At 71.9% G+C, this 10824-nt stretch carries 10 protein-coding genes; 5 read left to right on the plus strand and 5 right to left on the minus strand.

What is annotated here, in order from left to right; genetic code table 11:
* Positions 1–21 precede the first annotated feature (21 nt).
* A complete protein-coding gene (gene aceB, locus ACFVXA_RS33265; protein WP_383741481.1) occupies positions 22–1656 on the minus strand; it encodes a malate synthase A in 1635 nt (544 codons plus the stop codon).
* 291 nt (positions 1657–1947) lie between these two features.
* On the minus strand, positions 1948–2547 hold the full coding sequence (locus ACFVXA_RS33270) for an NTP transferase domain-containing protein (RefSeq protein WP_384401390.1): 600 nt from the start codon (positions 2545–2547) through the stop codon (positions 1948–1950).
* 211 nt (positions 2548–2758) lie between these two features.
* Here ACFVXA_RS33270 and ACFVXA_RS33275 point away from each other — a divergent pair, with 211 nt between their 5' ends.
* The gene (locus ACFVXA_RS33275; RefSeq protein WP_362024766.1) at positions 2759–3073 is read left to right on the plus strand and encodes a DUF5955 family protein; all 315 of its coding nucleotides are present in this window, start codon (positions 2759–2761) and stop codon (positions 3071–3073) included.
* Positions 3074–3259: 186 nt separating this feature from the next.
* On the opposite strand, the gene ACFVXA_RS33280 is transcribed toward ACFVXA_RS33275, so the two are convergent.
* Positions 3260–3892, minus strand: a complete 633-nt coding sequence (locus ACFVXA_RS33280) for a response regulator (protein WP_384401387.1) — start codon at positions 3890–3892, stop codon at positions 3260–3262.
* A complete protein-coding gene (locus ACFVXA_RS33285; protein WP_362024773.1) occupies positions 3889–5166 on the minus strand; it encodes a sensor histidine kinase in 1278 nt (425 codons plus the stop codon). Before ACFVXA_RS33285 ends, ACFVXA_RS33280 begins: the two co-directional genes overlap by 4 nt.
* A gap of 200 nt (positions 5167–5366) precedes the next feature.
* On the opposite strand from ACFVXA_RS33285, the gene ACFVXA_RS33290 reads away from it, so the two are divergent.
* Together ACFVXA_RS33290 and ACFVXA_RS33295 are read left to right on the plus strand one after the other, a co-directional pair.
* Complete coding sequence (locus tag ACFVXA_RS33290) at positions 5367–6404, plus strand: ABC transporter permease (protein ID WP_390028137.1); 1038 nt, start codon at positions 5367–5369, stop codon at positions 6402–6404.
* On the plus strand, positions 6401–7075 hold the full coding sequence (locus ACFVXA_RS33295) for an ABC transporter ATP-binding protein (RefSeq protein ID WP_383741494.1): 675 nt from the start codon (positions 6401–6403) through the stop codon (positions 7073–7075). The genes ACFVXA_RS33290 and ACFVXA_RS33295 overlap by 4 nt, the downstream gene beginning before the upstream one ends.
* Positions 7076–7079: 4 nt before the next feature.
* Here ACFVXA_RS33295 and ACFVXA_RS33300 read toward each other — a convergent pair whose 3' ends face one another.
* Positions 7080–7883: an IclR family transcriptional regulator gene (locus ACFVXA_RS33300; protein WP_362024782.1), complete on the minus strand. Its 804-nt coding sequence runs from the start codon at positions 7881–7883 to the stop codon at positions 7080–7082.
* A 331-nt stretch (positions 7884–8214) separates the two neighbouring features.
* On the opposite strand from ACFVXA_RS33300, the gene allB reads away from it, so the two are divergent.
* Together allB and alc are read left to right on the plus strand one after the other, a co-directional pair.
* On the plus strand, positions 8215–9564 hold the full coding sequence (allB, locus tag ACFVXA_RS33305) for an allantoinase AllB (RefSeq protein ID WP_383741496.1): 1350 nt from the start codon (positions 8215–8217) through the stop codon (positions 9562–9564).
* Between the two features lie 97 nt (positions 9565–9661).
* Positions 9662–10777, plus strand: a complete 1116-nt coding sequence (gene alc / locus ACFVXA_RS33310; protein ID WP_362024788.1) for an allantoicase — start codon at positions 9662–9664, stop codon at positions 10775–10777.
* Positions 10778–10824: the final 47 nt, after the last annotated feature.

Below are 10824 nucleotides of genomic sequence, written 5' to 3' on the forward strand. Positions count from 1 at the left end.
CTGACGGTTTGCCGACCCGGCTCAGCCGGCCAGTTGCTCGTACGCCGGCAGGGTGAGGAAGTCCGCGTAGTCCTCGTCCAGCGCCACCTTCAGCAGCAGGTCGTGCGCCTGCTGCCAGTTGCCCGCCGCGAAGGCCTCCTCGCCGATCTCCGCGCGAATGTTCGCCAGCTCCTGGTCGGCGACCTCGCGGGCCAGCTCGGGCGTCGCCGCCACGGTCTTTCCGTCGTGCTCGAACACGACACCCGCGTTGATCCACTGCCAGATCTGCGAGCGCGAGATCTCGGCGGTGGCCGCGTCCTCCATGAGGTTGAAGATGGCGACCGCGCCGAGGCCGCGCAGCCAGGCCTCGATGTAACGGATGCCGACCTGGACGGCGTTGACGAGACCGTCGTACGTGGGCTTGGCGTCGAGCGAGTCGATGGCGATCAGGTCACCGGCCGCGACCGAGACGTCCTCGCGCAGCCGGTCCTTCTGGTTGGGCTGGTCGCCGAGGACGGCGTCGAAGGAGGCCATCGCGATCGGGACGAGGTCCGGGTGGGCCACCCACGAGCCGTCGAAGCCGTCGTTCGCCTCGCGGTCCTTGTCGGCCTTGACCTTCTCGAAGGCGACCTTGTTGACCTCTTCGTCGCGCCGCGACGGGATGAACGCCGCCATGCCGCCGATCGCGTGCGCCCCGCGCTTGTGGCAGGTGCGTACGAGGAGTTCGGTGTACGCGCGCATGAACGGGGCCGTCATCGTGACCGCGTTGCGGTCCGGCAGCACGAACTTGGCGCCGCCGTCACGGAAGTTCTTGACGATCGAGAAAAGGTAGTCCCAGCGTCCCGCGTTCAATCCGGAGGCGTGGTCGCGGAGTTCGTACAGGATCTCCTCCATCTCGTACGCGGCCGTGATCGTCTCGATCAGGACGGTCGCGCGGACCGTGCCCTGCGGGATGCCGACGTAGTCCTGCGCGAAGACGAAGACGTCGTTCCAGAGGCGGGCCTCCAGGTGCGACTCCGTCTTCGGGAGGTAGAAGTACGGACCCTTGCCGAGGTCCAGCAGGCGCTGCGCGTTGTGGAAGAAGTACAGGCCGAAGTCGACGAACGCGCCGGGGACGGGCTTGCCGTCCGCGTCGACGAGGTGACGCTCGTCCAGGTGCCAGCCACGCGGACGCATCACGACGGTCGCCAGCTCGGCATTGTCCTTGAGGGCGTACGACTTACCGGACTTCGGGTCGGTGAAGTCGATGTTCCGGGTGTACGCGTCGATCAGGTTGAGCTGGCCGAGGACCACGTTCTCCCAGGTGGGCGCGGAGGCGTCCTCGAAGTCCGCGAGCCAGACCCTGGCGCCCGAGTTGAGGGCGTTGATGGTCATCTTGCGGTCGGTGGGGCCGGTGATCTCGACACGGCGGTCGTTCAGGGCGGCCGGAGCGGGGGCCACCTTCCAGGAGTCGTCCGCGCGGATCGCGGCGGTCTCCGGGAGGAAGTCCAGCGTGGAGGTGCGGGCGATCTCGGCGCGGCGCTCGGCTCGGCGGGTGAGGAGCTCGTCACGCCGGGGCGTGAACAGCCGGTGCAGCTCGGCCACGAAGGCGAGGGCCGCGTCGGTGAGGACCTCTTCCTGCCGGGGCAGGGGCTCGGCGTCGACGATGGCCAGCGGCGACGGCGCTGGTGCGGACATGAGCTGTCACTTCCTTCAGCGAGCTGCGTACAAACGGCACTGGGTGCCACGGGCACCGGATACGGCTGACCGCGCCCACTGGGCGGTCCAGCCCTTCTGAGCAGTGGATACTAGTTTCCTCATAGTGGAAGTTCAATGGTTTGTTGATGTCGAGATTCTCAGGGTCGACAGAAGGTGGCGCTCAGTGCCAACCCGTTCACCAAAGGTGTCACGAAAGCTCTCGCGAGGGCGGGATCCACGGCGTCACCGCAGGTGTCACGGGAGGTGTCACGGGAGGCGTCACTCAAGGCCTCACTCGAGGCGGGCCAGGTCGGCTTCGGTGTCGATGTCGTACGCCTGTGCCACATCACCGCACTCCACGAGCGTGATCGCGTCCTCATGGGCCTTGAGATAGGCGCGGGCTCCCCGGTCGCCGGTGGCGGTCTCGGCGATGCCCGGCCAGTGGTCGGCCCCGAAGAGGACGGGATGGCCGCGCTCCCCGTCGTACGCCGCCGAGGCGAGCGACCGCGGGGACGCGTACGCGGCGAGCACCCGCGCCACCGCCTCCCGCCCGATCCCGGGCTGGTCGACGAGTGACACCAGCGCGGCCCGCGCCCCCGTGCCCGCGAGCGAGTCGAGCCCCGCCCGCAGCGAGGAACCCATCCCCTCCTCCCACTCCGGGTTGTCCACGAGGACACACCCCGGCAGCTCCGCCCGCTGCCGTACGGCATCGGCCTGGGCGCCGAGCACCACATGGACGCGGGTGCAGCCCGCCGCGCGCAGCACTCCGACCGCGTGTTCGACAAGGGGCCGGCCCCGGTGGGACAGGAGTGCCTTGGGGCGACCCCCGAGGCGCCGCCCGCCGCCGGCCGCCAGCAACAACCCGGCCACCTGGTCTTTGTTCTCCGTCATGTCCCCTGCATACCCGACCCCGCCGCGGCGCGCTCCGGAACCCGGACCGGCCTCGTGGTGTCCATGGGCTGAATTTCCGTCCGCGGAGTGGCGCACGGCGCGCAGGGTGGCGTTTACTGGCCCGCGTCCCCCGGCGCCCGACCAACGCCACGGGGCGTTGGGGCCGACGTACGACGGATGGACGCACAAAGGCGTGCGAGGGGGGAGAGCTGTGTTGCGAAGCTTGGGGCAGAGGCCAGTGACCGGCAGCGACAAGGACCCGAGGGTGGCGGAACTGCGCACGGCCGTCTCCCGGCTGCGCCGTGAACTCGCCGCGCATCCGGCCGAGTTCCCCGACCGCGGCATCGCCGAGGACGAACTCGCGGCCCTCGCCGCCATGGCCGTCGGCGGCATCCCCGAGATCCCCCGCCTGCGCCGCTCCCTGCTGCTGATCGCGGGCGCGATCGGCTCGGTCAGCGCACTGGCCACCAGCCTCGGCGATGTCCGCAGCGCGGTGGAACTGTTCGGGGAACCGCCGCGGCGATAGCGCCGGGGCGCCGGCTCCAGCGTCTGCGCCGGGCGCCGCCTGATCGGCCTCAGCAGCCTCTGCGCGGGACGCCGCCTGACCGGCATCACCAGCCTATGCGCCGGACGGCCCCTGATCGGCATCACCAGCCGCTGCGCCGGACGACGCCTCACCAGCCTCACCAGCCTCCGCGCCGGACGACGCCTGTCAGCCCCTGCGCCGGATGACGCCCCGCTCCGTGGCCACCGCCACCGCTGAGGTGCGCGAATCCACGTTCAACTTGGCGTAGATGTGCACCAGATGGGACTTCACCGTCGCCTGGCTCAGGAAGAGCCGCTTGCTGATCTGCTGGTTGGAGAGGCCGTCCCTGACCAGGTCGAGGACCTCCAGTTCGCGGCGGCTGAGGGCGGCTGCCGGGGTGCGCATACGGTCCATGAGGCGGTCGGCGACCGTCGGCGCGAGGGCGGAGTGGCCCGAGGCGGCGGTGCGTACCGCGGCGGACAGCTCCTCCGGCGGGGCGTCCTTGAGAAGGTAGCCCGCCGCGCCCGCCTCGACCGCGGCGAGGATGTCCGCGTCGGTGTCGTACGTGGTCAGAACCAGCACGCGGGGCGCGCCCGCGCGGGCCGTGATCGCCGCCGTGGCCTGCGCGCCGTGCATACCGGGCCCGAACTGCAGGTCCATCAGGACGACGTCCACGCCGCCGATCCCGGCGCGCTCGACCGCGGCCTCCGCCGTCGGTGCCTCCGCGACGATCTCGAAGTCAGGCTCCGCGGACAGGACGGCGCGCAGTCCGGCGCGTACGACGGGATGGTCGTCCGCGAGCAGGAGACGAATGCTCATGCGCGGCTCCCGGCGGCGCGTGCAGAGGGCAGCCGAAGGGGCAGCCGCACCTGCTCCTCGGTGACGGCCGCCTTCCCGGCGGCGGGCGTTTCCCCCGCGAGCGGCAGCGGGAGCGTGACCGCCACCGCCGTGCCCTGCCCGGGCGCCGACTCGACGGTGAACGTCCCGCCGAGGGACTCCGCGCGCGAGCGCATCGCGGGCAGACCGAAACCGCCGTCCTGCCGGGCCCGGTCCGGTCGTACGGCTTCGGGGGCGAAACCGGCCCCGTCGTCCACAACGTCCAGGGCGACCGCCGTGTCCATGAAGCTCAGCGTGATCTCGGCGCGGTCGGCGCGCGCGTGCCGCAGCGTGTTGCCGAGCGCCGACTGGGCGATGCGCAGGAGAGCCACCTCGTACGGCGTCGGGAGTGCGGCCGGGGTGCCGCTCACCGAGAAGCGGATCCGTGGGGCGTCGACGGCGCTCGAACGGCAGAGCCGCTCCAGGGCTCCGGAGAGCGAGCCGTGTTCCAGGCCGGGCGGGGCGAGGGCGCGGACGAAGCGGCGGGCCTCGGCGAGGTTGTCCTGGGCGGTCGAGCGGGCCTGTTCGATGTGCGGGGCCGCGGGGGAGCCGGCGGGCAGCAGACGCTGGGCGGCGCGCAGCAGGAGCTGAATGCTGGACAGGCCCTGCGCGAGCGTGTCGTGGATCTCGTGGGCCAGCCGCTCCCGCTCGGCGAGCGTGCCCGCGGCGCGCTCGGCGTCGGCCAGCTCGGCCCGGGTGGCGATCAGTTCCTCGATGAGCTCACGGCGGCGCTCGCTCTCGCGGTACAGCGCCTCGTACCCGAGGACCGTGGCGACCGCGACCGCCGCCCCGAGGAGCGGGCCGATGAACGCGCCGGGCGTGATGTGCGAGCCGTGCGCCAGGAAACTCGCGATGGCCGCGGCGGCGGTCAGGGCGACCGCGGGCAGGCTCCAGCGCACGGGCAGCAGGTGCAACTGGAGGAAGTAGAGCGGGAACGCGACCCACAGGCCGTCCGGCGAGAAGGTGAGCAGCACCAGCCAGCTCGCGCTCAGGGCGGCCAGCCACACCGCCGCCGTACGCCGCGAGCGGTGCATCGCCGGGCGGCACGCGCCCGCCGCGAACACCGCGCCCGTCCCGAGGACCGACAGGACGACGGCCAGGGGATGCGCGCTGTCCCCGGAACGGACCGCGGCCAGCACCAGAAGCCCCGCGAGCAGTGCGTACAGGCACAGGCGCAGGGTGGCGACGACGGAGGTGTGGCGGCGGAGGGCGTCCATGGCCGTTCCAGGGTAGGCGGGTGGGAGCGGGCCACGGTCAACCGAAAGTTTGAAAGTGCGGTGCGCATTTCGGCTCGCTGAGCGCCCTACTTCGGCGGGCCGGGCTCCGTCGTTCGACGATGCCCGCGCCCTCCTTCGATTCGGGTGAACCGTGCCGTGGCGCGATGCCCCGGGAGCCGTCCGGGCCGCAGGGTGGGGGCATGTTCGTCGCGTGGAGAGACCTCCGGTTCGCCAAGGGCCGGTTCACCCTCATGGGGGCCGTGATCGTGTTGATCACCCTGCTCGTGGGGCTGCTGTCCGGGCTGACCGCCGGGCTCGCCGAGGAGAACACCTCGGCGGTCACCGGCCTGCCCGCCGACCACCTCGCCTTCGCCGCGCCGGCCGCCGGCCAGTCGGTGTCGTTCACCAACTCGTCGGTCCACACGCGCGTGTGGCGGACGTGGGCGCTGCGGCCGGGCGTCGTCGCCGCGGAGCCGATCGGCATCCGCACACTGAACGCGACCGCCGGGGACCGTACGGCGGCGGTATCGACGTTCGCCGTCGACCCGGACTCGGGGATCGCCCCGCACGGAGTCGGCCCCGGTCGGATCGTGCTCTCCGGGAAGGCCGCCGGTGAGCTGCGCGCCGAAGCCGGGGACCGGGTACGGCTCGGCGGCACCGAGTGGAGCGTCGCGGCGGTCGCGGGCGACGCCTCGTACAGCCATACGCCCGTGGTGTGGACCGCCCTGTCCGGCGACGCCACCGTGGTCGCCCTCCGCACCGACGGCGCCGACCTCGCGGCGGGCGACCGTGCCGCGGGCACCAGGACCCTCGCCAAGGACGACGCCCTCAGCGCCATCGGCTCCTACCGGGCGGAGAACGGCTCGCTCCAGCTGATGCGCGGATTCCTCTTCGTCATCTCGGCGCTCGTCATAGGGGCGTTCTTCACGGTCTGGACGATCCAGCGCTCCGGCGACATCGCCGTACTGAAGGCGCTGGGCGCCTCCACGCCGTATCTGCTGCGTGACGCGCTCGGCCAGGCGGTGCTGATGCTCACCGCCGGAACGCTCCTGGGCACCGGGCTCGCCACCGCGATCGGCGGGCTGGTGCGCGGCGGCGACGTGCCGTTCGTCCTCGATACGCCGACCGTCCTGCGGCCCGCCGCCGTGATGATCGCCCTCGGGGCGCTCGGCGCGGGCCTGTCCGTCCGGCGGATCACCGCCGTCGACCCGCTGACCGCGCTGGGGAGTGCCCGATGAGCCTGTCTCTGGACGACATCACGCTGACCTATCCGGACGGAGAGGGCCGGCTGACCGCCCTCGACGGGGTCGCGCTGCACGTCCCGGCCGGGACCGTGACGGCGGTCGTCGGTCCGTCCGGCTCCGGCAAGTCCAGTCTGCTCGCGGTCGCCGCGACCCTGGTCACGCCGGATCGCGGACGCGTCCTCGTCGGCGGTACGGAGACGGGAACGCTGAGCCCCGGCGAGCGGGCGGTGCTGCGGCGGCGCGAGATCGGCATCGTCTTCCAGCAGCCGAACCTGCTGCCCTCGCTGACGGCCCTGGAACAGCTCCAGGTGATGGGCCACCTGGACGGACGTCGCCACGTGGCGCACCGGGCGAGGGAGTTGCTGGCCGCGGTCGGGCTCGCCGACCTGGCACACCGGCGGCCGCACCAGCTCTCCGGCGGTCAGCGGCAGCGCGTGAACATCGCCCGCGCGCTGGTCAACGAACCGTCCGTACTCCTCGTCGACGAACCGACCAGCGCGCTCGACCACGAGCGGGGCGCGGCCGTCCTCGACCTGCTGGCCCGCCTCACCCGCGAGCGCGCCACGGCCACCGTCCTCGTGACACACGACCGCGCCCACCTCGACGAGGCGGACGCGGTACGGGAGATGACGGACGGGCGGCTCACGACGGCCGTACGACGGTGAGGTTCTAGCTGGCCGGGCCCGAGCTGGCCAGGGCCTGGGACAGTTCCGCCGCGACCTGCTGGAGTACCGGCACGATCTTGTCGGTGGCGGCCTCGGTGACGCGGCCGGCCGGCCCGGAGATCGAGATGGCCGCGGCGGTGGGGGAGTCGGGCACGGAGACGGCCAGGCAGCGGACGCCGATCTCCTGCTCGTTGTCGTCGATCGCGTAGCCGAGACCGCGCACCTCTTCGAGCGCGGAGAGGAAGCCGTCCGGCGTGGTGATGGTCTTCTCCGTCGCGGCGGGCATGCCGGTACGGGCCAGCAGCGCGCGCACCTCGTCGTCCGGGGTGTGCGCGAGCAGCGCCTTGCCCACGCCGGTGGAGTGCGGCAGCACGCGCCGGCCCACCTCGGTGAACATGCGCATCGAGTGCTTGGACGGCACCTGGGCGACGTACACGATCTCGTCGCCGTCGAGCAGCGCCATGTTCGCCGTCTCGCCGGTCTCCTCGACGAGGCGTGCCAGGTAGGGGCGGGCCCAGGTGCCCAGGAGCCGGGCGGAGGACTCCCCGAGGCGGATCAGACGGGGGCCGAGCGCGTACCGGCGATTGGGCTGCTGACGTACGTAACCGCAGGCCACCAGCGTGCGCATGAGCCGGTGGATGGTGGGCAGCGGCAGTCCGCTGCTCGCGGAGAGCTCGCTCAGACCGACTTCGCCCCCGGCGTCCGCCATGCGCTCGAGCAGGTCGAAGGCGCGCTCGAGGGACTGGACGCCGCCGCTGGGAGCGGGCGTTTTGGCGGCGTCGGTGGTGCTGGCGCTGGACGGCGGCACGAGGCGGTCCTTTCAGGGCGCAGAATCGAGAGGGGCGACCCGAAGGGTCTCGATTAGGGCGGGGCGGCGGCGGGTGACGGGCGGGCAGGGACGCAGCCTACCCGGCAGTCCGTCGATCCCCGGGTTGTGCGTACCTACGTTCTGCTGCGTGGAAGTCTAATTCCACTTTGTGGAAACGTCCAGAGAGCGCGCATCGGAGGCAGAGTGGAGATGCGGACCCTTGACGGCGCAGGGGCCGGAGTGAAGACTCCTTCAACAGAACGTTGAATTTCGTTACGTGGAAGTAAACCCGCGGTATCGGGAGTCAACAGCGGCAGAGAGAGGGGTCCGGGTGTCCGACGTCGGATTGGTCGAACTGGTGCTGCGCTCGACGCGCGTCATCACTCCCGAAGGGACGCGCGCCGCATCGGTCGCGGTCTCCGGAGGGAAGATCACGGCCGTGCTCGCGCACGACGCCGAGGTGCCGGCGGGTGCCCGGCTCGAGGACTTCGGCGACGACGTCCTGCTGCCCGGCCTCGTCGACACCCACGTCCATGTGAACGACCCCGGCCGCACGGAGTGGGAGGGCTTCTGGACCGCCACCCGCGCCGCGGCCGCCGGTGGCATCACCACGCTGATCGACATGCCGCTCAACTCCCTCCCGCCGACGACGACGGTCGACAACCTCCGTACCAAGAAGGACGTCGCCCGCCCCAAGGCGCACATCGACGTCGGCTTCTGGGGCGGCGCGCTGCCCGACAACGTCAAGGACCTGCGGCCGCTGCACGACGCGGGCGTCTTCGGCTTCAAGGCATTCCTGTCGCCCTCGGGCGTGGACGAGTTCCCCGAGCTGGACCAGGAGCAGCTCGCGCAGTCGCTGGCCGAGATCGCCGGCTTCGGCGGCCTGCTGATCGTGCACGCCGAGGACCCGCACCACCTCGCCGCCGCCCCCCACAAGGGCGGCCAGAAGTACGCCGACTTCCTCGCCTCGCGGCCCCGCGACGCCGAGGACACCGCCATCGAGAACCTCATCGCCCAGGCCAGGCGGCTCAACGCGCGCGTGCACGTGCTGCACCTGTCGTCCAGCGACGCGCTGCCGCTGATCGCCGCCGCGAAGGCCGAGGGCGTACGCCTCACGGTGGAGACCTGCCCGCACTACCTCACGCTCACCGCGGAGGAGGTCCCGGACGGCGCCAGCGAATTCAAGTGCTGCCCGCCCATCCGCGAGGCCGCCAACCAGGACCTGCTGTGGCAGGCGCTGGCCGACGGCACGATCGACTGCGTGGTCACCGACCACTCGCCCTCGACCGTAGACCTGAAGACGGACGACTTCGCGACCGCCTGGGGCGGCATCTCCGGCCTCCAGCTGAGCCTGTCGGCGGTCTGGACGGAGGCCCGCAAGCGCGGCTACGGCCTCGAGGACGTCGTCCGCTGGATGTCGTCGCGTACCGCGCGGCTGGTCGGCCTCGACGACCGCAAGGGTGCCATCGCGGTCGGCCGCGACGCCGACTTCGCGGTCCTCGCGCCCGACGAGACCTTCACCGTGGACCCCGCGGCGCTCCAGCACCGCAACCGGGTCACGGCATACGCGGGCAAGACCCTCAGCGGCGTCGTCAAGTCCACCTGGCTGCGCGGCGAACGCATCGTGACCGAGGGCGAGTTCGGCGAGCCGGCCGGCCAACTCCTCTCCCGCCGACCATAGAACCCCGCGCTCCCGCACCCGCTGCGGCACCAGCACCCGCGCCCGCTTCAGCACCAGCACCCGCAACGGCCGACCCTCGAAAGGCAGATCGATCATCGTGACGGCGATTCCCCATTTCACCGGCGACGCGAACCCCTACGGAGGAGGCGACCCGTACGCGGACTACCGCACCGCCGACTTCCCCTTCACCCAGTACGCGAACCTCGCCGACCGGCAGCTCGGCGCCGGTGTCATCGCCGCCAACGACGAGTTCTTCGCCGAGCGGGAGAACCTCCTCGTGCCCGAGGCCGCCGAGTTCGATCCCGAGCACTTCGGCCACAAGGGCAAGATCATGGACGGCTGGGAGACCCGCCGCCGACGCGGTGCCTCGGCCGAGCACCCGTGGCCGACGGCCGAGGACCACGACTGGGCGCTGGTCCGCCTGGGCGCGCCCGGCGTGATCCGCGGCATCGTCGTCGACACGGCCCACTTCCGCGGGAACTACCCGCAGGCGGTGTCGGTCCAGGGCGCCTCGGTACCCGGCTCGCCGTCCCCGGAGGAACTCCTCGCCGACGACGTCAAGTGGACGACGCTCGTGCCGCGGACCGCGGTCGGCGGCCACGCCGCGAACGGCTTCGCGGTCTCCGTCGAGCAGCGCTTCACGCACCTGCGCGTCAACCAGCACCCGGACGGTGGCGTCGCCCGACTGCGCGTGTACGGCGAGGTCGTGCCCGACCCGCGGTGGCTGTCCGTCCTCGGCACCTTCGACGTCGTCGCCCTGGAGAACGGCGGCCAGGTCGAGGACGCCTCCAACCTCTTCTACTCACCCGCCACGAACACCATCCAGCCGGGCCGCTCCCGCAAGATGGACGACGGCTGGGAGACCCGTCGGCGCCGCGACAACGGCAACGACTGGATTCGCTACCAGCTCGTGGCCCAGTCCGAGATCCGGGCGATCGAGATCGACACGGCGTACCTGAAGGGCAACTCGGCGGGCTGGGCGTCGGTGTCGGTCAAGAACGGCGACGACGGCGACTGGACCGAGATCCTCCCCCGGACGCGCCTCCAGCCCGACACCAACCACCGCTTCACCCTCGCCGTCCCCACCGTCGCCACGCACGCGCGCGTGGACATCTTCCCCGACGGCGGCATCTCCCGCCTGCGCCTCTTCGGCTCCCTGACGGAAGACGGCGCGACCCGCCTCTCGGCCCGCCACCAGGAACTGGGCGGCTGACAAGCGCGTTTTCGCCCTTGTCGCGCAGTTCCCCGCGCCCTTTCAGG

It is taken from the genome of Streptomyces sp. NPDC058246 (assembly GCF_042881985.1).
Taxonomy (GTDB): Bacteria; Actinomycetota; Actinomycetes; order Streptomycetales; family Streptomycetaceae; genus Streptomyces.